Source organism: Amycolatopsis cynarae, assembly GCF_026802195.1.
GTDB lineage: Bacteria > Actinomycetota > Actinomycetes > Mycobacteriales > Pseudonocardiaceae > Amycolatopsis_E > Amycolatopsis_E rhizosphaerae.
In genome coordinates this window covers 1,351,928-1,367,715 of record NZ_CP113836.1, presented here as the reverse complement: position 1 = coordinate 1,367,715, position 15,788 = coordinate 1,351,928, and the positions used below count along the sequence as shown (strand labels likewise).

General features: G+C 69.5%; 16 protein-coding genes. 1 reads left to right on the top strand and 15 read right to left on the bottom strand.

Annotation, left to right across the window (positions count from 1 at the left end; all coding sequences use genetic code 11):
* Positions 1-76: 76 nt before the first annotated feature.
* The 4 genes from ORV05_RS06690 to ORV05_RS06675 all read right to left on the bottom strand — a co-directional run bounded on the left by ORV05_RS06690 (position 77) and on the right by ORV05_RS06675 (position 3,024).
* Positions 77-1,219 (bottom strand): ArsA family ATPase, encoded by a 1,143-nt coding sequence (locus ORV05_RS06690; protein ID WP_268759724.1) that lies wholly within the window; start codon positions 1,217-1,219, stop codon positions 77-79.
* Between the two features lie 28 nt (positions 1,220-1,247).
* Positions 1,248-1,694, bottom strand: coding sequence for an SRPBCC family protein (locus tag ORV05_RS06685; protein WP_268757568.1), 447 nt, complete (start codon positions 1,692-1,694; stop codon positions 1,248-1,250).
* A gap of 28 nt (positions 1,695-1,722) precedes the next feature.
* Positions 1,723-2,514 (bottom strand): metallophosphoesterase family protein, encoded by a 792-nt coding sequence (locus ORV05_RS06680; RefSeq protein WP_268757567.1) that lies wholly within the window; start codon positions 2,512-2,514, stop codon positions 1,723-1,725.
* Between the two features lie 99 nt (positions 2,515-2,613).
* Complete coding sequence (locus tag ORV05_RS06675) at positions 2,614-3,024, bottom strand: polyketide cyclase / dehydrase and lipid transport (protein ID WP_268757566.1); 411 nt, start codon at positions 3,022-3,024, stop codon at positions 2,614-2,616.
* 94 nt (positions 3,025-3,118) lie between these two features.
* Here ORV05_RS06675 and ORV05_RS06670 point away from each other — a divergent pair, with 94 nt between their 5' ends.
* Positions 3,119-4,921: an AMP-dependent synthetase/ligase gene (locus ORV05_RS06670; RefSeq protein ID WP_268757565.1), complete on the top strand. Its 1,803-nt coding sequence runs from the start codon at positions 3,119-3,121 to the stop codon at positions 4,919-4,921.
* Positions 4,922-5,053: 132 nt separating this feature from the next.
* Here ORV05_RS06670 and ORV05_RS06665 read toward each other — a convergent pair whose 3' ends face one another.
* From ORV05_RS06665 to ORV05_RS06615, 11 genes are all read right to left on the bottom strand, one after another.
* Complete coding sequence (locus ORV05_RS06665) at positions 5,054-5,749, bottom strand: hypothetical protein (protein WP_326938124.1); 696 nt, start codon at positions 5,747-5,749, stop codon at positions 5,054-5,056.
* Positions 5,746-6,246: a hypothetical protein gene (locus tag ORV05_RS06660; protein WP_268757564.1), complete on the bottom strand. Its 501-nt coding sequence runs from the start codon at positions 6,244-6,246 to the stop codon at positions 5,746-5,748. The genes ORV05_RS06665 and ORV05_RS06660 overlap by 4 nt, the downstream gene beginning before the upstream one ends.
* On the bottom strand, positions 6,243-7,499 hold the full coding sequence (locus tag ORV05_RS06655) for an MCE family protein (RefSeq protein WP_268757563.1): 1,257 nt from the start codon (positions 7,497-7,499) through the stop codon (positions 6,243-6,245). The genes ORV05_RS06660 and ORV05_RS06655 overlap by 4 nt, the downstream gene beginning before the upstream one ends.
* A complete protein-coding gene (locus tag ORV05_RS06650; protein WP_268757562.1) occupies positions 7,499-8,695 on the bottom strand; it encodes an MCE family protein in 1,197 nt (398 codons plus the stop codon). Before ORV05_RS06650 ends, ORV05_RS06655 begins: the two co-directional genes overlap by 1 nt.
* Positions 8,692-9,876, bottom strand: coding sequence for an MCE family protein (locus ORV05_RS06645; RefSeq protein WP_268757561.1), 1,185 nt, complete (start codon positions 9,874-9,876; stop codon positions 8,692-8,694). The genes ORV05_RS06650 and ORV05_RS06645 overlap by 4 nt, the downstream gene beginning before the upstream one ends.
* Positions 9,873-10,904 (bottom strand): MCE family protein, encoded by a 1,032-nt coding sequence (locus ORV05_RS06640; RefSeq protein ID WP_268757560.1) that lies wholly within the window; start codon positions 10,902-10,904, stop codon positions 9,873-9,875. Before ORV05_RS06640 ends, ORV05_RS06645 begins: the two co-directional genes overlap by 4 nt.
* Positions 10,901-11,944 (bottom strand): MCE family protein, encoded by a 1,044-nt coding sequence (locus tag ORV05_RS06635; protein ID WP_268757559.1) that lies wholly within the window; start codon positions 11,942-11,944, stop codon positions 10,901-10,903. Before ORV05_RS06635 ends, ORV05_RS06640 begins: the two co-directional genes overlap by 4 nt.
* Positions 11,941-13,272, bottom strand: coding sequence for an MCE family protein (locus ORV05_RS06630; protein WP_268757558.1), 1,332 nt, complete (start codon positions 13,270-13,272; stop codon positions 11,941-11,943). The genes ORV05_RS06635 and ORV05_RS06630 overlap by 4 nt, the downstream gene beginning before the upstream one ends.
* Positions 13,269-14,129, bottom strand: coding sequence for an MlaE family ABC transporter permease (locus tag ORV05_RS06625; protein ID WP_268757557.1), 861 nt, complete (start codon positions 14,127-14,129; stop codon positions 13,269-13,271). The genes ORV05_RS06630 and ORV05_RS06625 overlap by 4 nt, the downstream gene beginning before the upstream one ends.
* Positions 14,129-14,923 (bottom strand): MlaE family ABC transporter permease, encoded by a 795-nt coding sequence (locus ORV05_RS06620; protein WP_268757556.1) that lies wholly within the window; start codon positions 14,921-14,923, stop codon positions 14,129-14,131. The genes ORV05_RS06625 and ORV05_RS06620 overlap by 1 nt, the downstream gene beginning before the upstream one ends.
* Before the next feature lie 109 nt (positions 14,924-15,032).
* Positions 15,033-15,788, bottom strand: coding sequence for a glucose 1-dehydrogenase (locus ORV05_RS06615; RefSeq protein WP_268757555.1), 756 nt, complete (start codon positions 15,786-15,788; stop codon positions 15,033-15,035).

Below are 15,788 nucleotides of genomic sequence, written 5' to 3'. Positions count from 1 at the left end.
GGTCATGCGGGCCTCCGGTGCCTCGCGGGACACCCGCACCCGGTCGGCCCCCATGACCCGCCCCACCCATTTTCGGTCATGCGGGCCTCCGGGTCAGTGAAACGACCAGTCCGCGGGCATCGGATTCGGCCCCGGTGACGTGGCAGGACCGCAGGGCCTCCGGCAGCGCGACCAGCCTGCGGAACCCGTCCACGGTGATCGCCAGGTCGTCGTCGACCCTGGCCAGGTCCACCCGGGAACCGGCGCCCAGCGGCATCGCCACCCGGAGCAGGTACTCACCATCCACTTCGGACACCTCGAGCAGCGGCGCGATGCCCTCCGCCTTGTCGGGCAAGGGATCGGCGTCGCCATACAGGTCCCCGGCGATCTCCAGCAGCGCTTCCCGCCCGACCGGCTCGACCGCCCGGTGCTCCACCTTCGCGAACTTCCGCACCCCGGCCTCGGCGAGTTCGGCGAGCACCGCGTCCTGCTCGCGGCGGCGGGTGCGCATCCACGCCGCCGCCGCACCGCGCCACACGCCCGGCGCCGGCATCAGCCGGTTCACGATGACCCCGTCCACGCGGATGCCGCGCAGCGCCAGCGAACTCAGCGTGCGGCGGGCCTCGGCCACGACCACCCGTTCCGGGGTCAGGACCAGGCGCACCCCGGTCAGTGCGGGATCGGTGAGCAGGGCCCGCAGCGATTCCACGTGCGCCGCCAGCCGCCGCACCGATTCGACCGTGCCCCGAGGGCCCACGAGCTTGAGCTGCCACACCCGGTTGAGGTACCCGGAAACGGCCTCCGGAAGCGCCAGCAGCCGCAGGGTCTCGGCGGTCGGCCCGCAGTCCACCACCACCGTGTGCCAGCGGTCCAGCTCGGCCAGCCGCTGCACCTCGGTGAGCGCGAGCAGTTCGTCCACGCCGGGCAGCACGGTGAGCTCCTCGGCGTCCAGTGCGTCGAGCCCGGCCCCGGCCAGCGCCGAGCGCAGCTTGCCCCGCAACTCCTGCCACACCCCGTCGACCAGGCCCCGCGAGTCGATCTGGACCCCGTCGAGACCGTGGTGGATCTCGGCGGGCTCCCCGCTCAGCGGGCGGGCGAAGGCGTCGGCCAGCGAATGCGCCGGGTCCGTGGACACCACGAGGGTCTTGCGGCCCCGTGCGGCCAGCCTCGCCGCCGTCGCCGCCGCGAGGGTCGTCTTGCCGACGCCCCCCTTACCGGTGAACAGCAGCAACCGCGGCATGTCCGTCAACGCCCCCTCTTCCCGCCGCTCAGTCGAGCTCCTCCACCCGGCGCTTCAGCTCCTTGAGCGCGGTGTCCATGACCATCTTCTCGGCCTTGCGGCGCAGCAGGCCAATCATCGGCAGCACCAGTTCGACCGAAAGCGTGTAGGTCACCCGGGTGCGCCCCTCGGCGACCTCCTCCAGGTGATAACGGCCGTTCTGCGCCTTCTGCATCTGCCCCTTGACCAGATGCCAGCTCACCGAGCGGCCGTCGTCCGCCCACTCGTATTCGAGCGTGTAGACGTCCTTGATCGGCCCCGCGTCCAGTGTGAGGCGCACCTGTTTGGCGTTCCCGGTGCCGTCGTCGACGAGCAGCACCTCCGTCTGCTGGACCTGCTTGGCCCACTCCGGGTACGACCCGAAGTCCGCGATCACCGCCATCACCTGCTCCGGCGGCGCTTCGACCTCGATGGACTGCGTGGACTGGTCGGCCATGGCGGAGAGGTTACAGGTCCGGGGGCCATCACCACCGCAGCACGTACGGGCGCTGCGTCACCTTGAAGTGCCCGACGTTGCGGCATTCGGTCCCTCCGACGCGCAGCCGCGCCGACAACGGCTGGTGGACGTGCCCGAACAGCGACCACCTCGGCCGCTCGCTGATGATCAGCCCGGCCAGCGCGGCCGAGCCGAGTTCGTGCTTCCTGGCGACCACGTCGTAGGTGAGTTCGGGGAAGGCGGGCGGCACGTGGGTGCACAGCACGTCGATGCCGGTCAGCTTCGCCACCGAAGCGTCGAACTCCTCCGGCGCCCGCAGGTAGGGCCGCCAGACCCGGCCGGGCCGCGCCATCGGCACCCCTTCCGGCAGGACCACGCCCCCGGTGAACCCGAACCGCAGGCCGCCGATCTCGACCACCTCGCCGTCGACCAGCGTCACCCCGTGCCCGGCGAACTCCGGCCACAGGTGCGGCGAGTCCACGTTCCCCGGGATGGCGTACGTCGGCGCCTTCATCGCGGCGAACAACTCGGTGTACTGCGCGCGGATCGCCTCCTCGACCGCGGCGGCCGGATCGTCGAGGGTGGCCCACAGCGACCGGGAGTAGGCCACCGCCTCCGCGCGCGTGCCCTCCCGCCGCAGCCGGGCGAAGGCCGCCACCTTCTCGGCGCCGAAGAGCGTGCCGAGGATGCCCTTGTCGTGCTCGTGGTAGTCGACGAAGTCGATCAGATCGCCCAGCACGATCAGGGCGTCCGCGCCTTCGCCCGCCCGGGCCAGCGCCTCGGCGTTACCGTGGACGTCGGAGACGACATGAACCCGCATGAGGCGAGCTTAGAGGGCACTCCCGCCGGCGTGTACGCGCCGCGCACCGTTGCGCACGCGACGGCAGGGAGGGCTGCCCGGACGCCCGTGGTGGGAGGGTCAGGCGGGCTGGGGCCGCGGCGGGATCCCGGGCTCGCGCCCGTCCTCGAGGATCTCCTTCAGTTCGAGCGAGATCGCCTTGGCCGCGCGGGCCCGGTGGTCGAACTCGCGACGGAGATCACGTGGCCGCCGCGGCGGGGTCGCGGGCGTCGCGCGCAGGAAGTAGTGCAACAGCGTGCCGTCCAGAACCGGCTCCAGCCATACCTCCTGGGTGCCCACCAGGGCACCCCGCACCGTCCATCGCAGACCCTTGTCGCCACGGTCCGTGTAGACCTCGAGCCGCAGGTCAGGCCAGTACCGGCGCCAGGCGGCCGGGTCGGCGAAGGCGGCCGCGACGGTGGCGGGGGGCACCGCCAGGAAGGTCTCGTCGACGATGTCGATCGCGGGCGGTGCGCTGTTCGGCGTGCTCACAAGTGTCAGAATGACATGAGATACGCAACTTGGTCGTAAGGTGGTGCTGACGCTAAGTTGACTGGCGAGTAACACCCAGAACGCGGAGGTCCCCGTGCGCGAGTACAGCGCCCCGGCAGCGAAGCCGGTTGCCGATGACGAGAACCTCGGCGACATCTTTTGGGCGAATGCTGAACGGTTCCCGGAGGCCATCAGCTTCCGGCGCCAGGTCGAAGGTTCCTGGCTCGACGTGACCGCTCGCGAATTCGCCTCCGAGGTGCTCGCCGTGGCCAAAGGCCTGATCGAGGCCGGCATCGAGCGAGGCGACCGCATCGGCCTGATGTCGAAGACCCGGTACGAATGGACGCTGCTCGATTTCGCCATCTGGGCGGCGGGCGGCGTGGTCGTGCCCATCTACGACACCTCCTCGGCCGAGCAGATCAACTGGATCCTGTCCAATTCGGTCGCCAAGGCGGTCTTCGTCGAAACCGACGAACACCGCGCGAAGGTGGACGAGGTCCGCGACCGTCTTCCCGACCTGCAGTTCGTCTGGCAGATCGAGACCACGCACAGCGGCAACGCCGTCAAGGAGCTGACCGCTCTCGGCGTCAAGGCCGGCGACGACGTGGTGCACGAGCGGCGCCGCTCGGTCGCCGCCGACGACCTCGCCACCATCGTCTACACCTCGGGCACCACCGGCCGCCCCAAGGGCGTCGAGCTGACCCACCGCAACCTGCTCGCCGAGATCCGCGCCGACATCGCCGCCTTCCCGCAGCTGATGGAGGCGGGCAACTCGCTGCTGTGCTTCCTGCCGCTGGCGCACGTGCTGGCCCGTGCCATCGCCCTCACCGCGGTCACCGCGCGCGTCACGCTGGGCCACACCCCGGACGTCAAGAACCTCGTGGCCGACCTCGGCTCGTTCCGGCCCACGTTCGTGGTGGCGGTGCCGCGCGTGTTCGAGAAGGTCTACAACGGCGCGAAGCAGAAGGCGCACGCCGAGGGCAAGGGCTCGATCTTCGACCTCGCGGAGTCGGTCGCGGTCGACTACAGCCACGCCCAGGACAACGGCGGCGCGGGCCTGCTGCTCAAGGCCAAGCACTTCGTGTTCGACAAGCTGGTCTACAGCAAGCTGCGCGGCGCGCTCGGCGGCCGCTGCATCGCCGCGGTGTCCGGCGGCGCCCCGCTCGGCCCGCGCCTGGCGCACTTCTTCCGCGGCATCGGTGTCCCGGTGTTCGAGGGCTACGGCCTGACCGAGACCTCCGCGGCGGCCAACGTGAACACGCAGTCCGCGTTCCGGGTGGGCACCGTCGGCAAGCCGGTGGCGGGCAACTCGGTGCGGATCGCCGAGGACGGCGAGGTGCTGCTCAAGGGCGACGTCGTGTTCCGGGCCTACTACAACAACGAAGAGGCCACCAAGGAGGCGCTGGAGGGCGGCTGGTTCCACACCGGTGACCTCGGCGAACTCGACGACGACGGGTTCCTCAGGATCACCGGGCGGAAGAAGGAGATCATCGTCACCGCGGGCGGCAAGAACGTCGCCCCGTCCGGTCTCGAGGACACCCTGCGCGCGAACCCGCTGATCAGCCAGGCCATGGTGGTGGGCGACCGGCGGCCGTTCATCGGGGTGCTGGTCACCATCGACGAGGAGTTCTTCCCCGCCTGGAAGGCCCAGCACGGCAAGCCCGCGGACGCCACCGTCGCCGACCTCACCGGCGACCCCGACCTGTGCGCCGAGGTGCAGGCCGCGGTGGACGAGGCGAACACCCAGGTGTCGAAGGCCGAGGCGATCAAGAAGTTCGTCATCCTCGGCCAGGACTTCACCGAGGCCAGCGGCGAGATCACGCCGAGCCTGAAGCTCAAGCGCAACGTGGTGTCGAAGAACTACGCGCACGCCATCGAAAACCTCTACCAGAAGTAGCCCGGGCGAGTCCCACCCTCCGCACCTCGTGTCCCGCGCTCCGCACCCCGAGTCCCACGCTCCGGGGGCGGAACGTGGGACACAGGTGTCTGAAGGTGGGACTCGACCGGCCGAGCGTGGGACTCGCGGGGGTCAGTAGGCGGTCAGGGAGGCGATCTTCCAGGTGCCGTCGATCTTGCGGGCGAGGATCTCCAGGCAGCCGCTCGCGGAGGTCTGCTGGTTCGACACCGTGTTCAGCGTCTGCTGGTCGAGGAACAGCAGCAGGTGCGCGGTGTCGGCGGTCAGGTCCCGCACGCCGGCCGAGCCGACCGTGGTGGTGCGCACCAGCTTCTGGTCCGTGGCCTGCTGCTTCGCGGCGGCATACCCGGCCTGGTACTGGGTGACGGCCTGGTCGACCAGCACGCTCGCCGCGGCCCGGTCGGTGCGGGCGAGATTGCCGTAGTCGTAGGAGAAGATCGCCTTCACCGCGGCGCCGACCTGGTCGCGGACCTCCGCCGTCGCCGCCTGATCGGCCAGTGCGGCGTTGCCGCTGGTCAGCGCGCCGGCCTCGAGTGCCGACCACACCGCCACCCCGCCGCCGAGCACGACCACCGCGGTCAGCGCGGCGAGCACGGTGGCACGGCGCCGCTGCAGCAGGTTCGCCGCCCGCCGCAGGCGAGGACGCTGCTCCGGCCCGTCGGAGACGTCAGTGGCCCCGGATTCGGCGGCGGCCTCGGTCCCGGCGGAGGCCGGAGCGGGACGCGGTTTCCGCAGGCCGGTGCCGGAAACGGCCGGGCGGGGATGCGGCCTCGGTCGCGGACGGGGCCGCTCGTCCGTCGTCTCGGTCATCCCGCCCCCTGCACGGCGCTGATCTTCCACCCCGACTCGGTCCGCGTCAGCGTAGCGTTCAACCGGCTCCGGCTGGGCGCGGCGGCGGAGCCGTTGGTGCTGAGCTGGACGTCCACCACGGCGATCACCCTGGCGGTGCCGCCGGCCTCGTCGAGTTCGGTGACGGCGGCCTGGCGCACGCTCGCGGTCGCGATCGTCCTGCTCGTCACGGCGCGGTCGAGCTGGAGTTGCCGGTCGCCGGAGAGGTTCTTGCCGAACTGACCGGTGGTGACCTGGATCCAGCGGTCCAGCGCGGGGCCCGGGTCGTGGTAGTCGATGGTGTTGAGTGCGGTGAGCGCGTCGGTCGCCGCGGCCAGCACCGTGTCGCGATCCCGCGCGCGCAGGCCGGCCTCGTCATGGGCCGCGGTCCACCACGACAGGCCGAACCACGTGGCGGCCACCACGGCCACCACCGCGAGAACCGTCATCCCGAGCAGCACGGGGTCGCGGCGATTCATCCCGGCAGCCCCAGCAGCTGTCCGATGCCCTGCGTGATCCCACCGGTCGTCATGGCGAGCAAGCCTGGCAGCCCGCTGCGCGCGGCCTGCTGGGGGGTGCCGGTCGACGGGCTCTGCGTGGCCTGCGACTGCGCGGGGGTGGCGGGTTTGCCCGCGTACGGGGCGTTCTGCGCGCCGCGCACCTCGGTCTTGCTGCCCGGCGGTTCGGCGCAGTAGGCCTGGGTGTTGGCCGGGACCTCGGTGGTGTCGTTGGCCGGGCGCTGCTTCGTCGTCTCGTACCCCTTCGTGCAGGAATGGGGGTCGAAGAAGTTCAGCACCAGGCCGAGATGGCCCTCCCCGTTGGAGGCCGCCGACCGGGTGAACGCGCCGATGACCGGGAACGCGACGAGGTCCTCCTCGATGGCGTCCGTGCGCACCGAGGTCACCTGCATGGTGGTGAGCAGGTTGGCGATCAGCACGCCGAGATCGGTGCCCGAGACGGACAGGATGTTGTCCACGTCGTCGGCCAGCCCCGGCGCCTGTTCGATCACCTTCCGCAGGTCCGGGTCGGAGTTCTTGAGCTGTTCGGTGATCCGGCGCAGTCCCTGGGCCAGTGCGGTGATGTTCTGCGCCTGCCGCTGCTGGGTGGCGAGCACGGTGCGGCCGTCGGCCAGCAGCTTCGCCGTCTGCGGCAGGTTCTCGGTGGCGGTGGCGGTGAACGAGCCCGCGGTGTCGAGCAGCTGCTGCAGATCGGGACCGGTACCGGCGAAGGCGTCGTAGGTCTCGTCCACCACCGTGCGGAGGTCCTTGGGGTCCACACTGGACACCAGCTTGTCCAGGTTGGTCAGCACGGTGTCCGGCGAGAGCGGAATGGCCGTCCGGTCCGGCCCGATCACCGAACCGTCGTGCAGGTACGGCCCGTTCTCGTGCGTGGGCCGCAGGTCGACGTACTGCTCGCCGACGGCGGAGCGGTCGGCGACCACGGCGCTGGTGTCCGCCGGGATTTGCGGGGCCCCGGAGTCGATGTCCAGCTCGAGCGCCACCCCCCGCGGGATCAGGTGCATCGCGGCGACCTTGCCCACCGCCACGCCCCGGTAGGTGACCTCGGAGTTGACGAAGATGCCGCCCGAGTCGGGCAGCTGCGCGGTCACCAGGTAGCCGCGCGGGCCGAACAGCCGGTCCAGTCCGGCGTACTTGCCCCCGGCGTAGCCGACGGACAGCACCGCGATGAGCCCGAACGCGAGCAGTTTCGCCCAGTGTCTGCGGGTGAACATCAGTGGCCCCCTCCCAGGATGGCGCCCAGGAGACCGCCGAGCAGGTCGCCGGACGACTGCGGTTGCCCCGTGCTCTGCAACGGCAGCGGAGGCGGGCTCGCGGTGGTGCCGCCGCTGGCTCTGTCGGAGTTGTTGCCGGTGTTGCCGGTCCCGTTCGTGGTGGTCGTCTTCGTGGTGCCGGGTACGGAGAACTTCCCGGCGTTGACGAGACTCTGCACGATCGAGTCGAGGTCGAGGTCGACGCGCGCCCGCACGTTGGCGTAGTCGCCCTTGATGACCTCCCCCGCGACGTCCGGCAGCGGGTAGGTGGGCAGGATCTTCAGCGCGGTGGGCAGGTTCTGCCCGGCCTCGGCGAGCTTGGTCAGGGTCGGCGTGAGCGCCTTCAGGTTGTCGATCAGCTGGTCCCGGCTCTTGCCGATGGTGTCCACGGCGACGCCGGAGAGCCGGTCCAGTGACTGGAGCATGCCGACGAGCTGGTCGCGCTGTTCGTTGACCACCGCCAGCCCGGGGGCGAGGTTGTCCAGCGCGTTGGCGAGGTTCGCGGTCTGGCCCACCAGGGTGCTCGACAGCCGGTTCAGCCCGTCGATGGCGCGGATGATCTCGCTCTTCTGCCCATCCAGCTCGGTGGCGAGCCGGTCCACCCTGGACAGCAGCGCCCGGATTTCGGCCTCGTTGCCGGTGAGCGCCTTGTTCAGCTCCCGGGTGATGTCCCGGACCTGGTTGATGCCACCGCCGTTGAGCAGCAGCGACAGGGCGCCCAGGACCTCTTCGACCTCCGGGTTGCGGTTCGTCCGCTCCAGCGGGATGGCGGCACCGTCGGCGAGCGCGCCGGTGGCGCCCTGCCCGGGCTCGCGCAGCTCGACGAACTTCTCGCCCAGCAGGCTCGACTGCCTGAGATCGGCGTAGGCGTTGGCGGGCAGGTGCACGTCCCCGTTGACGGTCATGGTGACGATCGCCGACCGGGTGTCCGGGGCGAGGTCGATCTTGTCCACCCGGCCGACCGGCACGTCGTTGACCTTCACGCTCGCCTGCGGGACGAGGTCGAGCACGTCGGCGAACTGCGCGGTGATCCGGTACGGGTGGTCGCCCAGTTCCGCGCCGCCGGGCAGCGGGGTGTTGTACAGCCCGTCGAAACCGCCGGTGCCGCAACCGGTGGCCAGCAGCAGCACCGCGGCGAGGATCGGGATCCGTTTCATTGTCCGGTCTCCGGGGTCGACACCAGCGGCATCAGGGGCAGTGGCGGGAGTTTCCCGCTGGAGATGTCGGCCATCAGCTGGGACAGCGACGGGAGCTTCGCGACGCCGTCGACCACCGAGGCGATGGACTGGCAGAGGTTGCCCACCACGTCCGGCAGTCCGGTGGGGGTGGCCGACTTGACCAGCCGGCACAGCGTGGTCATCAGCGGGTTGGTGAGTTCGTTGGCGTTGTAGCGGATGGCGATGCTGCCGGTCGCCGAGTCGTAGGAGTTGATGAAGTTGCTCATCGCGGTGGGCGACACGTCCAGCACCTCGGCGAGCGCCGCCCGCTGGTCCACCAGCACCTTCGTCACGCTCGCCAGCTTGTCCACATTGGATTCGAGGAGGGTCTTGTTCTCCGCGACGAACTGCTGCACCTCACCGAGCGAACCGCCCAGGGAGGACAGTGCCGCGCCGACGTCGCCCGAATCGGCCGCGAGGAAGCCGGAAACGTCGGCGAGCCGCTGGTAGAACTGGTTGAGCTGGTTGTCGCTGTCGGCCAGCGCGGTGGTGAACGACTGGAGGTTCCGCACCGTGGAGAACAGATCCCCCTTGGAGTTGTTCAGGGTGCGGGACAGGTCGGCCAGTTCGGTGACGGTGTCGTTGAGGTTCTTGCCGTTGCCGTCGAGGTTCTTCGCCGCCGTGCCGAGCAGGCGCGACAGCGAGCCGTCGGCGTTCGCCCCGCCGGGGCCGAGACTGGTCGACAACTTGTCGATACTGCCGTACAGGTCGTCGAGCTCCATCGGGGTGGCGGTGTGCTCCTTCGGGATGAGCGTTCCCGAAGCCATCACCGGACCGCTGTCGTAGGCCGGGGTCAGCTGCACGTACCGGTCGCTGACCAGGCTCGGCGCCACCACCACGGCCCCGGCGTCCGCGGGGATCTGCACCCCGGAGTCGATCGCCATGTCCACCCGCACCGAACCGCCCTGCGGGGTCACCGCGGTGATCCGGCCGACCTGCACGCCCAGCACCCGGACCGAGGATCCGGAGTAGAGCCCGACCGTGCGGTCGAACAGCGCGGAAATCGTGGTTCCGCCGTCGCGGAAGATCAGCCACAACCCGGTGGTCAGGGCGAGCGCGGCCACGCAGGCGGTGGCGATCCAGCGGTAGGCGCGGCGGCCCGCCCTGGTCTGCGGGCTCATCGGTTGCTCACCCCCTGGTCCGGCGCCGCCAGCGGCACGCTGCAGCCCTCCGGGTTGATGGACAGCCCGCCCGCCTTGATCACGGGGGGCAGCAGGCCGCAGATGTAGCCCTCGAACCAGCGGCCGTTGCCGGTGGCGTTCGCGCCGAGCCGGGTGAACGGCGCCAGCAGGGCGAGGCTGCGGCTCAGGTTGTCCTGGTTGCGCTGGAGGATGCCGGTGACGTCGCCGAGCTTTTCCAGCGTGGGCCTGAGTTGCTGCCGGTTGTCGGCGACCAGGCCGTGCAACTGGTCCGACAGCGCCTTGGTTCCGGTCAGCAGTGCGCTGATCGCGTCCCGGCGCTTCTGCAGCTCGCTCAGCAGGAGGTTGCCGTCGCTGATCATCTGCTGCACCTTGCTGTCGCGGTCGGCCAGGGTCTTGGACAGCCTGCTGGTGTTGGACAGCAGGTTCGCCAGTTCCTGGTCCCGGGAGGACACCGTTTTGGACAGGGCGGAAAGCCCGCTGAGGGTGTCCTTGAGGGCCTGGGGCGTGTCCTTGAGCGCGCCGGACACGGCGTCGAAGGCCCGGGACAGCTGCGCGGTGTCGATGTCACCGACCGTTGTGGACAGTTGCTGGAAGGCGTCCTGCAGCTGGAACGGGGTGGAGGTGCGCTCGAGGGGGATCGGGTCGTCCGGGTTCTGCGCGCCGTCCCCCTTCGGCTGCAGTGCGAGGTACTTCTCGCCGAGCAGCGTCTTGATCTCGATGGAGGCGGTGGTCGCGGAGCCGATCCTGGTGCCGGAGACCTTGAACTTCACCAGCACCTTCTTCCCGGCCAGCCGGACCGAGCTGACCTGCCCGACCTTCACCCCGGCGACCTGCACCTCGTTGTCCGGGGCCAGTCCGGCCGACTCGGTGAAGTAGGCCTGGTAGGTGGTCCCGGTGCCGAGCAGCGGCAGCTGGTCGGAGAAGTAGGACACCACGGTGACCAGCACGATGAGGACGAGGGTGACCCCGCCGACGGCGGCCTGGTTGCGTTCGCGCAGCGGTTTCACGACGTCTTGCACCTCTCCGGCAGTTCGGTGGCCGGCAGCGGCAGGATCGGGAGGGTGACGTTCAGGGAGGAGATCCCGATGGTGCCCGTCAGATTGCAGAGGAAATAGTTGTACCAGCTGCCGTAGCTCATCACGCGGGTGTACTTGTCCAGGTTTCCCGGGAGTTTCCGCAGCAGCTCGTCCAGCAGCTGCCCCGAATCCGACAGGTTCGACGACAGCTTGCCGAGGCTGGCGATGTCGTCCTTGACCGCGGGCCGCGCGTCCTTGAGCAGGCCCGCGGTGACGTCGGTGAGGTTCGACAGCGCGGACACCGCCTCCCCGATCGGGCCGCGCTGCTGCGCCAGCCCGGTCACCAGCTGCTGCGTCTGGTCGATCAGGTTCGACAGTTCGGGACCGCGCTGGTTCACCGTGGACAGCACGCCGTTGAGGTTGTCGATGACCTGGCCGATCACCTTGTCCTTGTCCGCGATGGCGGAGGTGATGGACGCGGTGTGGGTGAGCAGGCTCTGGATCGTCCCGCCCTCGCCCTGGAAAACCTGGACGATCTCGTACGACAGCTGGTTCACCTGCTGCGGGTCCAGTGCCTGGAACAGCGGCTTCATCCCGTTGAACAGCACAGTGAGATTCAGCGCCGGCTGGGTGCGTTCGGGCGGGATCATGCCTCCCTCGGGCAGTTGCGTGCCGTCCGCGACGTTCGTGCCGATCGAGAGGTAGCGCTGCCCCACCAGATTGCGGTACTTCACGGTCGCGGTGGCCGAGGCGGGCAGGTGGTAGGTGGAGGACACCGTGAAGTGCACGTCGGCGAAGCGGCGATCGCCGTCCTCGGCGACGCTGATCCGGGCGACCTGGCCGACCTTCACGCCGACGATGCGCACGTCGTCGCCCTCGTGCAGCCCGGAGGCATCGGTGAAGCGCGCGACGTAGCCGCTGGTGACGCCGAAGTTCGTGTTGGCGATGGTGGCCCCGAGTATCCCGGTCAGCACCACGGTGACCACGGCGAAGACCAGGATCTTGATCAGGGGCGCGGTGAAGCTCCTCACTGCAGTTCCACCTCCGCGCCGCGGTAGAGCGGCCCGACCAGCAGGCCCGACCAGCCGGGCACCTGGTCCGGTGTGGTGTTCAGGGTCGGCGAGACCAGCACGTCGATCAACTGCTGCTCCTGCGGGGTACCCGCCAGCGAACCGGTGGTGGACGAGCCCGCCGGGATGATCCCGTTGCCCGGCAGGGGCGGATTCTCACCGGGCGGCACCGGCGGATGACTGGAGCCGTCCTGCAGCGGCCCGTCCGGCGGGTACTGCGGCCACCGGCCCGGCGGCGGCACCTGCGGGTAACACCGCGGCCCGCGCTTGTCGAGGTACTTCGGATCGTCGACGCCCGGCACGTACTTGGTGCGGTCGGCGATGAAGCGGATCGTCACGTGGTTCATTTCGTCGGTGCCGTGCCCGAAGGCCTCGTAGGCGCGCGGCACCGAATCCGCGAACTGCTTCAAAAGGCACGGGTACTCGGGCGCGTACTTGGCGAGTACGTCCAAAGTAGACTGCGCGGTGGTGGTCAGCCGGATGATGTTGTTCTCGTTGACCTTGAGGAAACCGGCCAGATCACCGGACACGGTGGTCACCGAGCCGTACAGCTGCGCGAGCTGGTTCCGCTTGTCCACCAGCGTCTTCGACGTGGTGGTGAGGTCCGAAAGCGCCTGCAACAGATCCGGCGCGGCCTTGTCGTAGACCTCGGCGACCTTGGCGAAACCGGCGATGTCCGCCTTGATGTCCGGCAGCGAAGGGTTCAGCCCGCCCAGGTAGTCCGACAGTTGCGCCAGGGTCCGGCCGAACTGCTCGCCCCGCCCCTGCAGCGCCGTGGACACCGCGCTCAGCGTGGCCGACAGCTTCTCCGGCTGCACCGCCTGGAGCAACGGCATCACGTCGTTGAGCACGGTTTCCAGTGCCATCGCGGAACTGCTGCGGTCCTGGGGGATCACCGCACCGGCTTCAATGTGCCCGGCGGCGGGGGTGGCCGGGATCTGCAGCGCCACGTAACGCTCGCCGAAGAGGGTCTTGGGCAGCAGGCGTGCGGTGACGTTGGCCGGGATCTGGTCGAGCTTGTCCGGTTCGAGCGCCAGTTCCAGCGCGGCGTGATCGCCGAGGGCGGCCACCGAACGGACCTCCCCGACCACCACGCCGCGGATCTTCACGTCCGATCCCGCGCCCAGCTGGTTGCCGACGTGGTCGGTCTCCAGCCGCACCAGGGAAACCGGGGTGAACTTCTTCTGGTAGATCGCCACCGTGGTGACCAGGAACAGCGCGCAGACCACCAGGAACACCAGTCCCAGTGCCTGGTGCCACAACCGCCGCAGCAGGATCGCCCGTGTCATCCCGAGATCCTCACCGTCGTGGTGGCACCCCACACCGCCAGGCTGAGGAAGAAGTCCAGCACCGAGATCAGCACGATCGAGGTGCGCACCGCGCGCCCGACGGCCACGCCCACCCCGGCGGGGCCGCCGCGGGCGGTGTAGCCGTAGTAGCAGTGGGACAGGATGACCAGCGCGCTGAAGATGATCACCTTGAGGAACGACCAGAGCACGTCCTGCGGTGGCAGGAACAGGTTGAAGTAGTGGTCGTAGGTACCGGCGGACTGGCCGTAGAGCCAGACGGTGATCTGCCGGGACGCCAGGTAGGACGAGAGCAGGCCCACCGCGTACAGCGGGATCACCGCGGCGATCCCGGCGAGCACGCGGGTGGTCACCAGGTAGGGCATGCTCGGGATGCCCATCACTTCGAGCGCGTCGATCTCCTCGGAAATGCGCATCGCGCCGAGTTGGGCGGTGAAACCGCACCCGACGGTCGCGGACAGCGCCAGCCCGGCGGCCAGCGGGGCGACCTCGCGCGTGTTGAAGTAGGCCGAGATGAACCCGGTCAGCGCGGCGGTGCCGAGCTGGTTGAGCGCGGCGTACCCCTGCATGCCGACGATCAGGCCGGTGAACATCGTCATGCCGATCATCACGCCCAGCGTGCCGCCGATGACCGCCAGTCCCCCGGTGCCGAAGCAGACCTCGGTGAGCAGGCGCAGGGTTTCCTTGAGGTAGCGCCGGACCGTGCGCGGGGACCAGGCCAGCGCCCGCACGTAGAAGGACAGCTGGAAGCCGAGCCCCTCGAACATCGCGCCGGGCCGGGCGATGATTTCCAGCGTCCGATCGGCGCGGTTCGCCGTTTCCACCGTCCGGGCCGTCATCAGAGCGCCTTCGGCGGGACGACCCGCAGGTAGATGGCCGTGAGCACGACGTTGATCAGGAACAGCAGCAGGAAGGTGATGACCACGGCCTGGTTCACCGCGTCGCCCACCCCCTTCGGCCCGCCCGCCGGATTGAGACCGCGGTAGGCCGCGACCACCCCGGCGACGAATCCGTACAGCAGCGCCTTGATCTCACTGATGTAGAGGTCCGGCAGCTGTGCCAGCGCGTTGAAACTGGCCAGGTACGCACCGGGCGTGCCGCCCTGCATGACCACGTTGAAGAAATAGCCGCCCAGCACACCGACCACGCTGACCAGGCCGTTGAGCAGGACCGACACCACCATCGCGGCCAGCACCCTCGGCACGATGAGACGCTGGACCGGGCTGACGCCCAGCACCTCCATCGCGTCGATCTCTTCGCGGATCTTGCGGGCACCGATGTCGGCGCAGACGGCGCTGCCGCCCGCGCCTGCCACCAGCAGCGCGGTGATCAGCGGTGAAGCCTGCTGCACGATCGCCAGCGCGCTCGCCGCACCGGTGAACGACTGGGCCCCGATCTGCCCGGTGAGCGAGCCGAGCTGCAGCGCGATCACCGCCCCGAACGGAATGGCCACCAGCGCGGTCGGCAGGATGGTCACGCTGGCGAAGAACCAGCACTGCTGGATCCATTCCCGGAACTGGAACGGCCGCCGCGGGATCGCGCGCAGGACTTCCCAGCCGAGCGTGGACAGGCGACCGACCTGAGTCAGCGCGGCGGTACCCGGAACTCCGAACGTGCCACTGCGTGAACCCATCACACCTCCGCAGACCCTAGCCTCGTTGCCTTGAGTCTTACTCACCATGTGCCGCCGCATTCCGTTAGCGGTGTTCACATGATCACGCCGATGGCCGCCCCGGTACGCGTCAGATCTTCAGCGCGTGCGTGGCGGTGGCACCGCCGTCCGCGACGAACTCCGCCCCCGTGGAGTACGAACTTTCGTCGCTGGCCAGGAAAACCACGAGGTTCGCGATTTCCTCCGGCTGTCCGACGCGGCCGAGCGCCACCTTCTTGCCCGCGGGCGACAGGTCGACGTGTGCGCCGCCCGCCGCCGTGGACACCATGGCCGTTTCGATCATGCCCGGATGGACCGAATTGACCCGGATGCCCCTGCTGCCGAGCTCCAGCGCCGCCACCTTCGTCATCCCGCGGATGGCGAACTTGCTCGCGGTGTAGGCGATGAGGTACGGCATTCCGGCCAGTCCCTCCACAGAGGACAAATTGATGATCGAACCGACGCCCGCTTCGGACATGGGTTCAACGACCGAACGCATCCCGAGAAACGCGCCGATCTGGTTCACCCTGATCACGCGCTCGTAATCGGCCAGCGTGGTCTTCCCCAGTTCGGAGAAATGCAGGATGCCGGCATTGTTCACCAGCACCGTCAGCTGCCCGTACTCGGCCAGCACCCGCTCGACCGCGGCCGCCCAGTCGGCCTCCTGCGCGACGTCGAGGTGCTGGTAGAGCGCACCGATCTCGTCGGCGAGCCGCTTTCCTTCGTCGTCGACGATGTCGGCGACCATCACCTTCGCGCCTTCGGCGACGAACTTCCTCGCCGCGGCGGCCCCCTGGCCGCGGGCCGCGCCGGTGATCAGCGCGACCTTCCCGTCGAGCCTGCCCAT